We start from the raw sequence: 15,744 nt of genomic DNA, 5'->3' as shown, positions 1-15,744 counted from the left end.
CACCCGGGGACTAAAATCGGCGCATGGCTTCCGATGGCGTGCACGAGAGCGACGTGAGCGACGAGACCGACGACCATCGCGCCGCACCCGAACCGCAGGGCGACGCCGTGGCCGCCGCCGAGGCCGCCGGCCCCTCGAACAGCGAGAGCGTCCGCATCGACAGCTGGATCTGGTCCGTCCGCCTGGTCAAGACCCGCTCCATGGGCGCCGCCGCCTGCAAGGGCGGCCACGTCCGCGTCAACGGCGAGCGGGTGAAGGCCGCCCACTCCGTCCGCGTCGGCGACGAGGTACGCCTGCGCCACGAGGGCCGGGAACGGATCGTCGTCGTGAAGCGCGTCATCCGCAAGCGGGTCGGCGCCCCTGTCGCCGCCGAGTGCTATGTGGACAACTCCCCGCCGCCCCCGCCCCGCGAGACCGTGGCCCCGGCCGGTGTCCGCGACCGAGGTACCGGCCGCCCCACCAAGCGCGACCGCCGCGAACTGGAACGCCTGCGCGATCTTCCTGCCGCCGGCTCCCCCGACGATGCTCCCGACCCGCACCGCGGAGCACAGGGCACTGCCCGCCGCACCACCCGCCGGGGCACGCAACGATGACGTCCGGCCCGAGCCCCTGGCCCCACCGGACGCCACCGTCGTCTCGCGCTCAGATCATGACGCCCGCCCTCGCAGCAGCCTCAGCAGCTCCGCGTTCTGCCCCCGCCGTGCCCAGGCGATCAGGGCGAGCGGGATGATCAGGATCAGCGGTGTCGCCGCGTTCTGACCGTGGAACACGGTCATCTGCACGATGAAGGCGCCCACCATCAGCGCGCTGAGCGCCGTCGCCGCCACCGACTGCAGCAGCGGGACCAACAGCGCGACGGCCCCGGACAGTTCGAGCGCGCCGATGGTGTACATGGCCCCGCTCCCCCAGCCGATCCGGTCGAAGGACTCCACGGCCGACGGGTGCGCGATCAGCTTGGGCAGCGCACTCGCGATGCCGTAGAACAGGGCCAGCAGCACCTGCAGAGCGCGCAGCGCGATCCGGGCACGGCGTCCGCGGGCGCTCGCGGACGCGACGGGAGCAGCGGAGGCAGCGGTCTGTGACATGGGGTTCTCCTGAGGGAAGCGGTCCGTGTTGCTGTCGCAGAGGTAGACCGGACCCCGCCGGGGAACTCATCGCCGCCGTACGGGATTTCCGCGTGCGTCCGTGAGTCGTCCGTCAGTCCTTCAGGCCGTCAGCCCATCGGCACCGCCCGCACCCACACCCGGTCCGGTGTCAGATAGCTGTCCACCTTCAGTCCCGCCTCCGCGAGCGCCTCCTCGAACTGGTCCTTCGTCAACGGCCGGGACAGGAACGTCTGGGTCCAGACCGCGTCCGGGAACACATACTCCGCGCGGACGGAGTCGACCCCGTCGCCGACCGGCTCCGCCGACACCATCCGCACGGTGAACCCGCTGGGGTCGACTCGCTCGCGCGGCACGTTCGAGTGGTAGTCCTCGCCCTCCCGCTGGATCAGCACACAGCCGCCCGCCGCGACATGCCGTACACAGGTCCGCAGCAGCCCGCGCCGCACCTCCTCGTCTCCCGCGTGCACCAGGAACGACGCCAGCATCACGACGTCGAAGGTCTCGCCCAGGTCGAGGTTCTCGATCGGACTGCATATCGTGCGTGCGCCCCGCACCCGCTCCAGCATCTCGGCGGACTCGTCGACCGCCGTGACCGTGAACCCGCGCTCCAGGAGGGGGTGGGTCACCCGTCCCACCCCGCTGCCCAGCTCCAGGATGCGCGCGCCCGCCGGCACGGCCGCCGTGATGATGTCCGGCTCCGCTCCCACGGCCAGCCGTGAGTACAGCTCCACCGCGCAGCCGTCCGGGGTGATCGCCCCGGGTCCTGTCCCCTCGTACCCCTCACGCATTTCAAGTCGCATGCCCGTCCAACGGCTCGCGACCGCACGCCCGTTCCCGACTCGCACTGGTTCACCCGTACGAGTCAATTCCCTTCAGAGAGGCAACTGTTGGAGCGGGAACCACCCGTGCCCGAGGTACCAGTGGCCGCCCGCCCGCAGATGATCCCCGACGGCCCGCTCCACGGAGGTACGCCGTGGCAGGCTCTCCGCCGCCTGGTCGGGACGGCCGAAGACGAACTGGACGGGCTCGGTGTCGGCAGGCTCCGTGTCCTCGCGGATCGCCCGGAACCGTTCCTGGAAGCGGACGATGTTGGAGTCGGCGGGCAGGTAGCGCTTCAGCTGCGGGTCGAGCAGCCAGGAGTGGCAGGTGGCGACCCCGTGGCGTTCCTCGGGGAAGTACCGGGCGAAGAACGCGCGGGCCAGGTCCAGCGAGCGGTCGCACGCGGCCGGGGTGAGCGGCCCGGAGAAGTCGGGGATGTGCAGGTTCAGGCAGGGCGTCCCCGGCTCCGCGTCCAGCCCGGCCGCCGTGAGCGCCTGCGCGGTGCGCTCGCCGAGCCGCGCCCGCTCGAACTGCAGTCGCCCCAGCTGGTACAGCTCGCCGCGGAAGTGCGGGACGAGCCACTGCGGGAACGGCAGGCCCCCCCCGCCGTACCGTTTGTGGTGCACCGCGATGTTGCGTCCCAGGTCGGCGAGGGTGTGCCGGGAGACGTCGGCGGGGATGCCGCGTTCGCGGTGGTACGCGCGCGTGGCGGGCAGCGCGGCGACGAACACGTACACCGAGAAGTAGGGGCCGATCTCCGGCGGGGCCTCGGGCAGCCGGGCGAGGAGCAGCTCGGTGAGCCGGGTCCAGTGGCCGTGCTCCCCGATGTCCTTCACCAGTTCCCCGACGCACTCCTCCAGGAGCCGTACCGCATCGGGGTCGCGCGCCAGCACCCGGCGCAGTCGGACCAGCTCGTTGATGTCCTCGTGGGGTACGGCGAGGTCGAGCAGGACCTCGGGCAGTTCGTCGGCGTCCGGCAGCACAGTGCGCTTCCCCTCCCTGTGGAGAACGTCCGACCCGAAGAGTACGTTGCAAGGAGGAGTAGTGATCCGGATATGCGTACGGGCAGTGAGCCGACGACAGCGCGCAGTCCGCTGCGGGCGCGGTTCTGGCTGAGCGTGTGGGGGCTGGTCTGGACGATCTTCGGCACGGCGGCGTTCGCCCTTGCCGGGCGCCCCGGCTGGGCGGCGGCCTGCGGAGTGCTGTGGCTGATCGTCACGGTCGACATGGCGATGATCCTCAGACATATGCGCCAGGGCCCGCACTACCAGCCGGGCCGCGACATCCCGCCGTACCGACCGCCGGAGCACCGCCACCCCTGACCGACCCGGCGGGGAGTGTCTGCCTGCCCCGCGCGGGATGCGCCTACCCGTCGAAGCCGGCCGCTTTCAGGTACTGGGGCTGGGGATCGAGCGCGGCGGCCAGCCGGAAGTGGCGTTTGGCCTGGTCGGCGCGTCCCTGCCGCTCGTAGGTGCGGGCGAGCGCGAAGTGCGCGAAGGCGTTGTCCGGCTCGCGCTCCAGGACGATGGTGAACTCCAGCTCGGCGGGGCGCAGTTGCGCGGCGGCGAAGAAGGCACGCGCGCGCAGCAGGCGGGCGGCGGTGTTCTCGGGGTGCGCGTCGATGACGTTGTCGAGCAGCTTCACCGCGCCCCGCGGGTCCCGCGCGGCGAGCAGCTGCTCTGCGGCGCGGAAGTCGATGACATGCGTCTCCGGAGTACGTCCGGTCGTTCCGCTGTTCTCGGGCACGGCGAATTCCTTCCCTCGCTCGGACGTTTCAACGCCCGGCAGAAGCCCCGCTATTCCTGGGGTGGCTGCTGGGGCGCGTGCGCCCTGCGCACGAGTTCCGCCCATACGTCCCGTACGCGCCGCTCCAGCGCCTCCAGGGGTACGTCGTTGTCGATGACGATGTCCGCGATGGCGAGCCGCTTCTCGCGCGTCGCCTGGGCGGCCATACGCGCGCGTGCGTCCTCCTCGGTCATGCCGCGCAGCCGCACCAGCCGGTCGAGCTGTGTCTCGGGGCTCGCGTCGACGACGATCACGAGGTCGTACAGCGCGGCGAGGGCGTTCTCGGCGAGGAGGGGTACGTCGTGGATCACCACGGCGTCGTCGGGCGCCGCGGTTTCGAGCTCGCGAGAGCGCCGGCCCACCAGGGGGTGGACGATCGAGTTGAGTACGGCCAGCTTCTCCGGGTCGGCGAAGACGATGGTGCCCAGCTTCGCCCGGTCGAGAGCGCCGTCCGCACCGAGTACGCCCTCGCCGAAGGCCTCGACGACCGCCGCGAGCCCGGGAGTTCCGGGCGCGACGACCTCGCGCGCGATGCGGTCGGCGTCGATCAGTACGCCGCCGTACCCGACGAGCAGCCGCGACACTTCACTCTTACCGGCACCGATGCCCCCGGTGAGGCCGACCTTCAGCATGGACAGAAGCCTACGGCCTGTCACTGACAGGCCACCCGGCAACCGTCAACCGCTGACTGTCGGCCGGCTTCGGCTAGTTGTCGCCCTCGCGCTCCGCCAGGAAGCGCTCGAACTCCTGGCCGATCTCGTCCGCCGACGGGATCTCGACCGGCTCGGCGAGCATGTTGCCGCGGCTCTCGGCGCCCGCGGCGGCGTCGTACTGGTGCTCAAGGCCCTGGACGAGCGCCACCAGTTCCTCGTCGCCCTCCTGGATCTGGCGGTCGATCTCGGTCTGCGTGCGGTGGGCCTCGGTGCGCAGGGAGTGCGCGATGCCCGGGAGGACCAGTCCGGTGCCTGCCGTGATGCCCTCCAGGACGGTCAGGGCCGCGTCCGGGTACGGGGAGCGGGCGATGTAGTGCGGGACGTGCGCGGCAACGCCCAGGACGTCGTGGCCGGCCTCCATGAGGCGGTACTCGACGAGCGCCTCTGCGCTGCCGGGGACCTGCGCCTCGTCGAAGGGGCTGCGGTGGCCCGGGACGAGGTCGGTGCGGTTGCCGTGCGGGGTCAGGCCGACCGGGCGGGTGTGCGGGACGCCCATGGGGATGCCGTGGAAGTTCACGGACAGGCGGACGCCGAGGCGCTCCACGATCTGCTGGACGGCCAGGGCGAAGCGCTCCCACTCCACGTCCGGCTCGGGGCCGGAAAGCAGCAGGAAGGGCGCTCCGGTGGCGTCCTGGACCAGCCGTACGTCGAGCGTGGGCTCCTCGTAGTCGGTCCACCGGTCGCGCTTGAAGGTGAGCAGCGGACGGCGGGCGCGGTAGTCCACGAGCCGGTCGTGGTCGAATCTGGCCACGACCTGGTGCGGCAGCGAGTCGAGCAGTCGTTCGACGATCTGGTCGCCCGTCTCGCCCGCGTCGATGTACCCGTCGAAGTGGTAGAGCATGACAAGACCGGCCGACTCCTGTGCGAGCGCCATGTCGACGACGGCCAGGCCCTTCGGCTCCCATGCGTACAAACCCTGCGGATCAAGCACTGTGACCGCTCCTCCTCGTGTTCGTACTGCACAACACCCTCCAGGGCATGGGCATTCCCGCCCATGCCCCTGATCAGGCGCCTCTTACTGGCTTTTCATGCGCCGCTCCACCGCGTCACCAGGAGAGCGCCCACGTCACGAGGACAGCACGCGCGCGTGGAGCGCGGTCACAGCCTTGCGGGCGGAGGAGAACGCGCCGTGCTGCCAGGCGTCGGTGTAGCTGAGCCAGTCGCCGGCGAAGTAGACGCGTCCCGTGGGTTCGTTGAGCGGCTTGTAGCGGACGTCGTCGGGGCCGCCGGGGGTGTCGTGCCACGCGGCCTCCAGGTGGGGCGTCTGACGCCAGTGGTGGGAGAAGGACGATGCCAGTTCGCTGCGGTACTTCTCCCCGTAGATCTTCACGCCCGCGGCCACCGCCCGCTCTTCGCGCCCCTTCGGGGTGAGCTTCGCGTACGAGTCCGCGTTGTCGTCGTAGTTGTAGTACCCGATGAGGACGCCCCTCTCACCGTGGAAGCCGTACGAAGGGTGCCAGATGTGGGTGACGTCCTGGTCGGTCTCGGTGATACCGCCGTAGATCCGGTGATCGAGTTCCCACCAACGGGACTTGTACTCCAGGCCGATCTTGGCGGCGGACGACGGGGTGATCGCCTCAAGGGCGGTCTGGACGCCGGTGCCGAGGTTGTGCGGGATCTTGGCGAGGATGTTGGGCGGCAGGGCGCCGACGCAGTAGTCGGCCTCGACGACCCTCGTACGGCCTCCCTGGGTGTAGGTGACCGAAACGCCACTCCCCTTGTCGGTGATTTTCGAGACGACCGCTCCGGTACGGATGCGATGGGCGCCAATCGCCCGGGTCAGCGCCTTCGGGATCTGGTCCATGCCGCCGACCGGCTGGAACATCAACATGGCCTGGTCGAAGCCGAATTCGAAGGAGAAGTAGCGGCCGACACCGCTGGCGAGCACCTCGGAGGCGGTGGGGACGTCGCCGAGCAGCACACCAGGGGTGCCCGCGGCGGCCGGAACGGTCGTGTACCCGCGCCGCTCACCGCCCGTGTAGGTCAGCGTGTCGCCCAGCTCGCCCCAGTCCTTGAGGAACTCGACGAGCCGCTCCTGGTCGGTGGCGGTCAACTCCTTGTCCAGGGCGCCCTTGTCGGTGGCCTTGGCGAGCAACTCCGAGACATAGCCGTAGACATCGGCCTTGGCGGTGCGGTAGCGCTCGGGCTTGGTCATGCCGGCGGACTCGTTGTAGATGTAGGCGTCCGCGTTGACGTTGGTGAACACCTGGATGGGGACGCCGAGTTCGCGGCAGTAGTCGAGGGTGATCATCCACTGCGGGATCCGCGCGGGGCCGCAGTTCATGTAGTGCCCGTCGGCGAAGCGGGCGGTCTGCCGGTTGCCGTAGAGGTCGGTCGTCGTGTCGCCGCCGCGGACGGTGAAGTTGCGGCCGCCGGTACGGTCCCTGGCCTCCAGGATCGTACAGTCGTAGCCGGCCTTGCCCAGTTCGTACGCCGTGGCCAGTCCGGCGATGCCGCCGCCGACGATGACGACCTTGGCGGCACCGCGTCCGGTGAGATGGAAGTCGCCGGCGCTCAACGCGCGGAAGGGCTGTTCCCGCTGGGCCGCCTGGGCGGTGGGGGCGAGCCCGAGGGCCCCCATGGTGGCGAACATGGTGCCCGCGCCACCGGTGAGGCCCACGTTCCGCAGAAAAGCACGTCGGCTCTGGTTGCTTGCCATGGTCCGGCTCCCCTCTCCGATCATGAATGACCGGGGAAGCGTGCCAACGGCCGGTTACGGCACGGCAGTTACTGATGTATCCCACGAGTTTCTGCAACGCCGAGGAAACGGCTGAGGGGCCGTACCTCGAAAGGTACGGCCCCTCAGTTCAAGAGCTATTGCTCAGTGGGCGTTCAGCTCTGCCCACCGGCCAGCTTCTCGCGCAGCGCGGCAAGCGCCTCGTCCGAAGCCAGCGCACCGGAGGTGTCCGCACCCTCGGAGGAGTACGAACCGCCGCCGCCACCGGCCGCGGCCGGAGCCGCACCCGGGGTGTCGACACCCTCGGCCGCCGCCTGGGCGTCGGCCTCGCGGGACTTGATGACCTGCGCCTGGTGCTGCTCGAAGCGCTGCTGCGCCTCGGCGTACTGGTGCTCCCACGCCTCCCGCTGGGTCTCGTAGCCCTCGAGCCAGTCGTTGGTCTCGGGGTCGAAGCCCTCGGGGTAGATGTAGTTGCCCTGGTCGTCGTACGACGCGGCCATGCCGTAGAGCGTCGGGTCGAACTCGACCGAGGCCGGGTCGGCACCGAAGGACTCGTTGGCCTGCTTCAGGGACAGCGAGATCCGGCGACGCTCAAGGTCGATGTCGATGACCTTGACGAAGATCTCGTCGTTGACCTGGACGACCTGCTCCGGGATCTCCACGTGGCGCTCGGCCAGCTCGGAGATGTGCACCAGACCCTCGATGCCCTCGTCCACGCGGACGAACGCACCGAACGGAACCAGCTTCGTGACCTTGCCGGGCACGACCTGGCCGATCTGGTGGGTCCGGGCGAACTGCTGCCACGGGTCTTCCTGGGTCGCCTTCAGCGACAGGGAGACGCGCTCGCGGTCCATGTCGACGTCGAGGACCTCGACGGTGACTTCCTGGCCGACCTCGACAACCTCGGAGGGGTGGTCGATGTGCTTCCAGGACAGCTCGGAGACGTGGACCAGACCGTCGACGCCACCCAGGTCCACGAAGGCACCGAAGTTGACGATCGAGGAGACCACGCCGGAGCGGACCTGACCCTTCTGGAGGGTCGTGAGGAAGGTCTGGCGGACCTCGGACTGGGTCTGCTCCAGCCAGGCACGGCGGGACAGGACCACGTTGTTGCGGTTCTTGTCCAGCTCGATGATCTTGGCCTCGAGCTCCTTGCCCACGTAGGGCTGGAGGTCGCGGACACGGCGCATCTCGACGAGAGAAGCCGGCAGGAAGCCACGGAGGCCGATGTCGAGGATGAGTCCACCCTTGACGACCTCGATGACGGTACCGGTGACGATGCCGTCCTCTTCCTTGATCTTCTCGATGGTGCCCCAGGCGCGCTCGTACTGGGCGCGCTTCTTCGAGAGGATCAGGCGGCCTTCCTTGTCCTCCTTCTGGAGAACAAGGGCTTCGATCTCGTCGCCGACCTTGACGACCTCGTTCGGGTCGACGTCGTGCTTGATCGAGAGCTCGCGGCTCGGGATGACACCTTCGGTCTTGTAACCGATGTCGAGCAGGACCTCGTCCCGGTCGACCTTCACGATGACGCCGTCGACGATGTCGCCGTCGTTGAAGTACTTGATCGTCTCGTCGATCGCGGCGAGGAAAGCTTCCTCGTTACCGATGTCGTTGACCGCTACCTGCGGGGTGGTGGCGGTGGTCTCGGTGCTGCTCGTCATGTGGGAAAGGGCTCCGGTACGGACATTGAAGTCGTAGGTACTGCTCACGCCGAGAGCCTTTTTCGCTTCGCTCTGCAGAAGGCCGGACAGCCAAGGAAGCGCCAGTCCAGAACACCAGGGTGTCCGGTTGGCGCCTCGAAAACCGAGGGGACATACATACAGATGCGAGCGCAACCTGCTACGTCTGAGGTGCGCAGGCCCGCAGCGCAACTTGTAGCATACGGGGGCAGCCGGACAGGGTCAATGCGCGAAGGCGCACACCCGGGGCGGATCGCCGCATACCCGGCACAAAACGTGTCCCGCGAGGCCACGCAGGCCTGACACACCCCTTCAGTGACGCCACCGGGACAGCCGCACCGTAGAGGTGACGGAAGAGTACGACGAGGGAGCCGATCATCCAAGAGCCCGATACGTTCGAACCGGAAGCCACCCGACGTGACGCCGACGTCACCGAGAGTTCCCGCGCCAACCGCGGCTGGTGGGACCGGAACGCGGACGACTACCAGGTCGAACACGGCACGTTCCTCGGCGACGACCGCTTCGTGTGGGGACCCGAGGGCCTCGACGAGGTGGAGGCCGAACTCCTCGGCCCGCCCGAGGAACTGAAGGGCAAGGACGTCCTGGAGATCGGCGCCGGCGCGGCCCAGTGCTCGCGCTGGCTGGCCGTCCAGGGTGCCCGTCCGGTGGCCCTTGACCTCTCGCACCGCCAGCTCCAGCACGCGCTGCGCATTGGCGGATCGTTCCCTCTGGTGTGCGCCGACGCGGGTGCGCTGCCCTTCGCGGACGCCTCCTTCGACCTGGCGTGCTCGGCCTACGGGGCGTTGCCGTTCGTCGCCGACCCGGCCCTGGTGCTGCGCGAGGTGCACCGGGTGCTGCGGCCCGGCGGCCGGTTCGTCTTCTCGGCCACGCACCCGATCCGCTGGGCGTTCCCCGACGAGCCGGGCCCCGAGGGACTCATGGTCTCGGCCTCCTACTTCGACCGCACTCCGTACGTCGAGCAGGACGACGACGGCCGCGCGGTCTACGTCGAGCACCACCGCACCCTCGGCGACCGCATCCGCGACATCGTCGCGTCGGGTCTGCGCCTGGTGGACCTCGTCGAGCCGGAGTGGCCGTCCTGGAACACCGCCGAGTGGGGCGGCTGGTCGCCCCTGCGCGGCAACCTGATCCCGGGAACGGCGATCTACGTCTGCGAACGCGACTGCGGACGGGACTGACGGAACACGGGCACGCGCGCGTAGAGGCCGTTTCGGAAGCCGTACGACACTGGGGGCGTGATCCGCTACGACGCCCTCGACGCGCTGCCCGTCCGCAGCGCCCTGCCCGGCCTCGACGCAGCCCTGGAGGCTGGCGGTGCCGCGGTGCTCGTCGCGCCGCCCGGCACCGGCAAGACGACGCTGGTGCCGCTCGCGCTGGCCGGGCTGCTCGGCAAGGGGAACGAGGGGCCCGCGCGGCGGGTGGTGGTCGCCGAGCCGCGGCGGATCGCGGCGCGGGCGGCGGCCCGGCGGATGGCGTGGCTGCTGGGCGAGAAGGTCGGCGAGAGCGTCGGCTACACCGTGCGCGGGGAGCGGGTCGTGGGACGGCACGCACGCGTGGAGGTCGTCACGACCGGAGTACTGCTCCAACGCCTGCAGCGGGACCAGGAGTTGACGGGCGTCGACGCCGTGGTCCTGGACGAGTGCCACGAACGGCACCTGGACGCGGACACCGTGGCGGCCTTCCTGGTCGACGTACGGGAGGCGCTGCGGCCCGAGTTGCGTCTGCTCGCGGCGTCCGCGACCACCGACGCGCAGGGCTGGGCCCGGCTGTTGGGCGGGGCACCGGTGATCGAGGCGGAGGGTGTCGCGTACCCGGTGGAGGTCGTGTGGACGCCGCCGGCACGACCGGTACGGCCACCGCACGGGATGCGCGTGGATCCGGCGCTGCTCACGCACGTGGCGTCGGTGGTGCGGCGGGCACTGGCCGAGCGGGACGGGGACGTGCTGTGTTTCCTCCCAGGGGTGGGTGAGATCACCCGTGTCGCCGGGCAGTTGGGGAACCTCGGTGACGTCGAGGTGCTCCAGGTGCACGGGCGGGCACCGGCCGCCGTACAGGACGCGGTGCTGTCCCCGGGGACACGGCGGCGGGTGGTGCTGGCGACGTCCGTGGCGGAGTCCTCGCTGACGGTTCCAGGTGTCCGCGTGGTCGTCGACTCCGGGTTGGCGCGGGAGCCGCGGGTCGATCACGCGCGCGGGCTGAGCGCGCTCGCGACGGTGCGTGCCTCGCAGGCGGCCGGACGGCAGCGGGCGGGGCGGGCCGGGCGGGAGGCGCCGGGGGCGGTGTACCGGTGCTGGGCGGAGGCCGAGGACGCACGTCTGCCGCGTTTTCCGGCGCCGGAGATCAAGGTGGCCGACTTGACGGCGTTCGCCCTTCAGGCGGCGTGCTGGGGGGATCCCGGGGCGTCCGGGCTGGCGTTGCTCGACGCGCCTCCCTCCGGGGCGATGGCGGCGGCGCGGGGTGTTCTGGCGGCGGTGGGCGCGGTCGACTCCGATGGGCGGGCCACGGCTCGCGGTGTGCGGTTGGCTCGGCTGGGGTTGCATCCCCGGTTGGGACGGGCGCTGTTGGACACGGGGGCGGCGGGTGCGGAGGTTGTCGCGCTGCTCAGCGAGGAGGCTCCGCGGGAGTACGGCGATGATCTCGCCGGGGCTCTGCGGCTTGCCCGGCGCGGCGGTGACGCCTATGCCGGACGGTGGCGTGCGGAGGTTCGGCGACTGCGGGCCGTGGGGGCGGAGATCTCCCGACCGGCCACCCGTGACTCCCCTCTTGCAAAGGTGAACGTCAACAGCGACGACGCCCTCGTAGGCCTCGTCGCCGCCCTCGCCTTCCCCGAGCGCATCGCCAAGGCCGACGGTGGTTCCTATCTCCTCGTGTCCGGCACCCGTGCCGAACTCCGTGACGACAGCCCCCTCCGCGGCGCCCCTTGGATCGCCATCGCCGCGGCGGACCGGCCCATCGGCAAAGGGCACGCGCGCGTGCAGTTCGGGGCCGTCGTCGACGAGGACGTCGCCCGGTTCGCCGCCGGGGCGCTGCTCAGCGAGGTGGACGAGGTGCACTGGGCCGGCGGTGACGTCGTGGCCCGGCGGGTCGAGCGGCTGGGGGCCGTCGAGTTGGCGGTGCGGCCGCTGCGGGACGCCGACCCCGTTGCCGTACGGGATGCGCTTGTTGACGGGCTGCGGGAGGAAGGGCTCGGGTTGTTGCGGTGGTCGGCGGATGCCCAAGTGCTGCGGCAGCGGCTCGCGTTCCTGCGTCTGAACGTCGGGGCGCCGTGGCCGGACGTGTCCGACGAGGCGCTCCACGCGCGCGTGGACGAGTGGTTGGAGCCGGAGTTGGGGCGGGCCCGGCGGCGGAGTGATCTGGGGCGGATCGAGGCGGGGCAGGCGCTGCGGCGGTTGTTGCCGTGGGCCTCGGGGGACGCGGGGCGGTTGGACGAGTTGGCTCCGGAGCGGTTTGCCGTGCCGAGTGGGTCCAGGGTCCGGATCGACTACGGGAATGCCGAACAGCCCGTCCTCGCCGTGAAGTTGCAGGAGATGTTCGGGCTCCAGGAGTCACCGCGGGTCGCGGGGGTGCCGGTGCTCGTGCATCTGTTGTCCCCGGCCGGGCGGCCCGCCGCCGTGACCGCCGATCTCGCGTCCTTCTGGAAGGACGGGTACCGGGGCGTGCGGGCCGAGTTGCGGGGGCGGTATCCGAAGCATCCGTGGCCCGAGGACCCGGCGACCGCCGAGGCCACGCGGTTCACCAACGCGCGGCTCAGGCGGTGACCGGTTCCGGTTCCTGGACCTCGGTGGGGGCGGGGTCGCCGGGGCGCCTGCTGCGGGCCTCCAGGTAGAGGGAGAGCGCCAGCAGGAGGAGGCCGAGGGTCAGGAAGCCCCAGGGGAGGTAGGAGACCATCAGGAGGACGAGGGTGCGGTTGGACTTCACCAGGGCGACGGTGTGCTCGATGTAGTCCTCGCGCATCTTCACGTCGCCGGCGAACGCCGTCACCTTGGCACGGCCGCCCAGGAGGGTGCCGCCGCGCAGTTCCTCCTTGTGGATCTCCTCGCCGTAGACGGGTGCTCCGGTGACGGGTTCGACCCAGAACTTGCGGACCGTGGTGTACCAGCGGGTGGTGCCGGTCTTGGCGACGTCCTCCGGGGTGATGCCCTTGACGGGCATCGTCCTGGGCAAGGGGACCTTGGTCCACGGGATGGTCTGCTCGAAGTAGTAGACCTTGACGCCGCGGAAGTTCTGGGTGCCCTTGTAGTGGATCGGGTTGGTGGTGCGGGTCTGCGCGTCGAAGTACTCGTAGTCCCGTTTCTGGGTCAGGAACGGCCACTTGAACTCGATGCCGTCCCGCTTCACCGGGTCGCCGTCGACCATCTCTCCGGTGGCGTGGACGGGCTCCTGGGAGTGCGCGTCGAAGATGTAGCGCTCGGGGATCGAGGAGACCATCTTGCCGTCGGGGCCCTGGACGTAGGACAGGCCGTCCCAGACGACGACGTCCCGCCCCGTCGCCTTGTCGATCTTCTTGGCGGCCTCCACGTTGCCCTTGAGGGTCTGCACGATGGTGACCTTGGGGACCGTCTTGGCCTTCAGGCCGTCGTAGTCGAGGAGGGTGGCGTTCTTCGCCTCCAGGACCATGTCCTGGTACTGGTTCGCCGGGATCTTGGCCAAACGCGGGAATGCGTACCAGCGCAGCAGCGGGGACAGCGCCGTGAAGAACACGGCGAGGGCGAGCAGGATCAGGCTGGCCTTGCGGCGCATCTCGGCCTCCCCCTCAAGGAGTCAAACGCTTGCGCAAACGTTTACGGATGCGCGGGCACCGTCGTCAGCAGCGGTTTCGGCGAGGTCTTCCCCATCGGTGAGCCCATCGCGGTGATGGTCAGGATCAGCGCGAACGCGAGCACGAGTCCGGTCGCGGCGGCGATCAGGGCACGCATGACGGGCCTCCCGACGGACAGGAACTGATAGGTCGTCAGGTCGGGCACCGTAGCAACGCGCGGGCGAGATGAGAACACGTTGCACACGTACGACGGGTCGACACGACGAGGGCGCCCGTCCGCCGAAGCGGAGAGGCGCCCTCGTTGTGCGGTCGTGCCGTGGGACTACGCGCTCGGCGAGGCCGACGGGCTCGGGTCGGCCGAGGCGCTCGGGCTGGGCGAGGAGGTGTCGGTGGCCGCGGCCACGGTGAGTTCGACCGTGAGGGTCGCGCCGCCCGTGGTGGTGATGCGGAGCAGGAAGGTGCCGGTGGTGTCGTCCGCGTACAGCTTCGGCAGCTTCAGGAGGCCGTCGGCGTCCGTGGCCAGGCCGGTGAGGGTGCGGACGGTCTTGCCGTCGGCGTCCTTGAAGTAGGGGCCCTTGTCGTTCTCGGTGGCGTCGTCGGTCGCCTTGATGAGGGTCGCGGTGGCCGCTACCTTGTCGGCGACCGCACCGCCGTAGGTGGCCTTCACCTCGACCTGGTCGGCGAACTCGCCGCCCGGGGTGCAGGTCAGCGCGGTGGTGCCGGTGCGGGCCAGAGTGTCGGCTACCCGGGGCGTGACGCTCGCCGTGTAGTCGAGGGCGGCGATCACACGGCCGAGGAGCGTGGCGCGGACGGTGAAGTCACCGGTGGTCTCGCCGGCCTGCAGGGCCGGGGCGACGGCCACACCGGAGGCGTTGGTGACGGCCAGGGCGACCTTCTCACCGCCGGCGAACGTGGCGTCCGTGGTCCCGACGATGGTGAACCGGATCCTGACCTTGGCGACGCCCTTGCCGGCCGCGTTCTGGGCGCGGGTGCTGATCTTCTTGGTGAACGCGTCGCCCGCCGTCGCGGTGAGCTTCGCCGTGTCCGCGTCCGCCAGCTTGGCCACCGTGTCGGTGGGCGTTGGCGCCGGACTGGTCGGCGCCGAAGGGCTCGGACTGGCCGGTGCGGACGGGCTCGGGCCGGTGGTGTCGCCCGGCGTGCTCGGACTCGGGCTCGGCGTCGAGGTGGCCGGAGTCGAGGGCGAGGAGCCGGCCCCGGAGCCGTCGTCGCTGCGGCCGGAGGGCAGGGAGCCCGTGCCGTCCGGGACCGAGTGGGTGCCCTTGCGGTAGTACTCCAGCCACGACAGGACCGTGTTGAGGTAGTCCGTCGAGTTGTTGTAGCTGAGGATCGCGCTGCGCAGGCCCGCGTCGGTCGACAGGTTCCAGCTGTTGCGGCACAGGTAGTGGCCGGCGGCGAGCGCTGCGTCGTAGACGTTGTTGGGGTCCTTGACCCCGTCGCCGTTGCCGTCACGGCCCGCCCAGGCCCAGGTGGACGGGATGAACTGCATGGGCCCGACGGCCTGGTCGTACTCGCTGTTGCCGTCGTACTTGCCGTTGTCGGTGTCCCTGATGAGCGCGAAGCCGTTGCCGTCGAGCGCGGGACCCAGGATCTTGGAGGTCGTGGTGCCGTTCGCGTCGACCTGGCCGCCGCGCGCCTGGCCCGACTCCACCTTGCCGATGGCGGCGAGGAGTTGCCAGGGCAGGTTGCAGCCGGGCTTGGACCCGGCGAGTTCGGCCTCGGCCTTCTTGTAGGCGTCGAGGACGGTCGCGGGGATGCCCGCCTCGGCCTCACCCACCGAGACGGGGGTCCCTATGGAGGGCGACTGGCTGGGGCTAGTGCTGGGGTTCGGGCTGCTCAGCGGCGGGAGGTCCGTGTAGTACGGCGAGTCTCCAGTGGCACTGCCACCAGTGCTTCCGTCACTCCCGTCGGGCACGGTCCGACCGGCGGCGAGCGTTCTGTGACCGCCGGTCGCCGCCGGAGCCTGGGACGCGGACAGTGCCGCGACCGCTGCCGCGGCCACCGCCGTCGTCGCCGCACCCTTGCGCAGCCGCCTGCCGAAATGCGCCGTCATGGAGTGAACCCCTCCCAGGGACGCCCGAGCGCCCACCTTTTCTGTTGCCTCTGCGCCTGTTGTGACGGTCGAACCACGCAGTGGGTTGCCCTCGTGATGCTTTTCGGGTGTTCT

Annotated in this window: 15 protein-coding genes; 4 read left to right on the top strand and 11 right to left on the bottom strand. The window is 70.3% G+C overall.

What is annotated here, in order from left to right:
* The first annotated feature begins 23 nt into the window (after nucleotides 1–23).
* Nucleotides 24–593, top strand: a complete 570-nt coding sequence (locus tag OC490_RS23745; RefSeq protein WP_262059996.1) for an RNA-binding S4 domain-containing protein — start codon at nucleotides 24–26, stop codon at nucleotides 591–593.
* A 54-nt stretch (nucleotides 594–647) separates the two neighbouring features.
* On the opposite strand, the gene OC490_RS23740 is transcribed toward OC490_RS23745, so the two are convergent.
* From OC490_RS23740 to OC490_RS23730, 3 genes are all read right to left on the bottom strand, one after another.
* A complete protein-coding gene (locus OC490_RS23740) occupies nucleotides 648–1,085 on the bottom strand; it encodes a DoxX family protein (protein WP_262059995.1) in 438 nt (145 codons plus the stop codon).
* A gap of 128 nt (nucleotides 1,086–1,213) precedes the next feature.
* Nucleotides 1,214–1,906 carry a class I SAM-dependent methyltransferase gene (locus OC490_RS23735; protein WP_262059994.1) on the bottom strand — a complete coding sequence of 231 codons (693 nt, stop codon included), beginning with the start codon at nucleotides 1,904–1,906 and terminating at the stop codon, nucleotides 1,214–1,216.
* Between the two features lie 72 nt (nucleotides 1,907–1,978).
* Complete coding sequence (locus tag OC490_RS23730) at nucleotides 1,979–2,908, bottom strand: acyltransferase domain-containing protein (RefSeq protein ID WP_262059993.1); 930 nt, start codon at nucleotides 2,906–2,908, stop codon at nucleotides 1,979–1,981.
* Between the two features lie 72 nt (nucleotides 2,909–2,980).
* Between OC490_RS23730 and OC490_RS23725 the strand changes: the two genes are divergently transcribed.
* On the top strand, nucleotides 2,981–3,247 hold the full coding sequence (locus OC490_RS23725; protein ID WP_262059992.1) for a DUF6343 family protein: 267 nt from the start codon (nucleotides 2,981–2,983) through the stop codon (nucleotides 3,245–3,247).
* Between the two features lie 43 nt (nucleotides 3,248–3,290).
* Here the strand turns inward: OC490_RS23725 and OC490_RS23720 are convergent, their stop codons facing one another.
* The 5 genes from OC490_RS23720 to rpsA form a co-directional block, all read right to left on the bottom strand.
* A complete protein-coding gene (locus OC490_RS23720) occupies nucleotides 3,291–3,671 on the bottom strand; it encodes a tetratricopeptide repeat protein (RefSeq protein WP_262059991.1) in 381 nt (126 codons plus the stop codon).
* A gap of 50 nt (nucleotides 3,672–3,721) precedes the next feature.
* Nucleotides 3,722–4,342 (bottom strand): dephospho-CoA kinase, encoded by a 621-nt coding sequence (gene coaE, locus OC490_RS23715; RefSeq protein WP_262059990.1) that lies wholly within the window; start codon nucleotides 4,340–4,342, stop codon nucleotides 3,722–3,724.
* Nucleotides 4,343–4,415: 73 nt separating this feature from the next.
* Nucleotides 4,416–5,354, bottom strand: coding sequence for a PAC2 family protein (locus tag OC490_RS23710; RefSeq protein WP_262059989.1), 939 nt, complete (start codon nucleotides 5,352–5,354; stop codon nucleotides 4,416–4,418).
* A 135-nt stretch (nucleotides 5,355–5,489) separates the two neighbouring features.
* Nucleotides 5,490–7,016 (bottom strand): flavin monoamine oxidase family protein, encoded by a 1,527-nt coding sequence (locus OC490_RS23705; RefSeq protein ID WP_262060068.1) that lies wholly within the window; start codon nucleotides 7,014–7,016, stop codon nucleotides 5,490–5,492.
* Nucleotides 7,017–7,255: 239 nt separating this feature from the next.
* Nucleotides 7,256–8,761 (bottom strand): 30S ribosomal protein S1, encoded by a 1,506-nt coding sequence (gene rpsA / locus OC490_RS23700; RefSeq protein ID WP_200690747.1) that lies wholly within the window; start codon nucleotides 8,759–8,761, stop codon nucleotides 7,256–7,258.
* Between the two features lie 395 nt (nucleotides 8,762–9,156).
* Here rpsA and OC490_RS23695 point away from each other — a divergent pair, with 395 nt between their 5' ends.
* On the top strand, nucleotides 9,157–9,978 hold the full coding sequence (locus tag OC490_RS23695) for a class I SAM-dependent methyltransferase (protein ID WP_262060067.1): 822 nt from the start codon (nucleotides 9,157–9,159) through the stop codon (nucleotides 9,976–9,978).
* 57 nt (nucleotides 9,979–10,035) lie between these two features.
* Nucleotides 10,036–12,558: an ATP-dependent helicase HrpB gene (gene hrpB, locus OC490_RS23690; protein WP_262059988.1), complete on the top strand. Its 2,523-nt coding sequence runs from the start codon at nucleotides 10,036–10,038 to the stop codon at nucleotides 12,556–12,558.
* Here the strand turns inward: hrpB and OC490_RS23685 are convergent.
* From OC490_RS23685 to OC490_RS23675, 3 genes are all read right to left on the bottom strand, one after another.
* Complete coding sequence (locus tag OC490_RS23685) at nucleotides 12,548–13,540, bottom strand: DUF3068 domain-containing protein (RefSeq protein ID WP_262059987.1); 993 nt, start codon at nucleotides 13,538–13,540, stop codon at nucleotides 12,548–12,550. The genes hrpB and OC490_RS23685 overlap by 11 nt on opposite strands.
* 41 nt (nucleotides 13,541–13,581) lie before the next feature.
* Entirely contained in the window at nucleotides 13,582–13,716 is a 135-nt protein-coding gene (locus OC490_RS23680) for an SPW_0924 family protein (protein ID WP_106417094.1), read from the bottom strand.
* Between the two features lie 165 nt (nucleotides 13,717–13,881).
* On the bottom strand, nucleotides 13,882–15,630 hold the full coding sequence (locus tag OC490_RS23675) for a lytic transglycosylase domain-containing protein (RefSeq protein ID WP_262059986.1): 1,749 nt from the start codon (nucleotides 15,628–15,630) through the stop codon (nucleotides 13,882–13,884).
* Between the last annotated feature and the right edge of the window lie 114 nt (nucleotides 15,631–15,744).

This window comes from Streptomyces sp. STR69 (assembly GCF_024519455.1).
Classification (GTDB): Bacteria; Actinomycetota; Actinomycetes; order Streptomycetales; family Streptomycetaceae; genus Streptomyces.
Note: the sequence above shows the minus strand (reverse complement) of the source record. Positions and strands in the feature narration are given on the sequence as shown.

Bases quoted from the DNA above. Each gene is read 5' to 3' on its own strand.
- rpsA (WP_200690747.1), bottom strand. From the start codon at position 8,761: ATGACGAGCAGCACCGAGACCACCGCCACCACCCCGCAGGTAGCGGTC.
- OC490_RS23740 (WP_262059995.1), bottom strand. From the start codon at position 1,085: ATGTCACAGACCGCTGCCTCCGCTGCTCCCGTCGCGTCCGCGAGCGCC.
- OC490_RS23680 (WP_106417094.1), bottom strand. From the start codon at position 13,716: ATGCGTGCCCTGATCGCCGCCGCGACCGGACTCGTGCTCGCGTTCGCG.
- OC490_RS23745 (WP_262059996.1), top strand. From the start codon at position 24: ATGGCTTCCGATGGCGTGCACGAGAGCGACGTGAGCGACGAGACCGAC.
- OC490_RS23735 (WP_262059994.1), bottom strand. From the start codon at position 1,906: ATGCGACTTGAAATGCGTGAGGGGTACGAGGGGACAGGACCCGGGGCG.
- OC490_RS23725 (WP_262059992.1), top strand. From the start codon at position 2,981: ATGCGTACGGGCAGTGAGCCGACGACAGCGCGCAGTCCGCTGCGGGCG.
- OC490_RS23685 (WP_262059987.1), bottom strand. From the start codon at position 13,540: ATGCGCCGCAAGGCCAGCCTGATCCTGCTCGCCCTCGCCGTGTTCTTC.
- coaE (WP_262059990.1), bottom strand. From the start codon at position 4,342: ATGCTGAAGGTCGGCCTCACCGGGGGCATCGGTGCCGGTAAGAGTGAA.
- OC490_RS23705 (WP_262060068.1), bottom strand. From the start codon at position 7,016: ATGTTCGCCACCATGGGGGCCCTCGGGCTCGCCCCCACCGCCCAGGCG.
- OC490_RS23675 (WP_262059986.1), bottom strand. From the start codon at position 15,630: ATGACGGCGCATTTCGGCAGGCGGCTGCGCAAGGGTGCGGCGACGACG.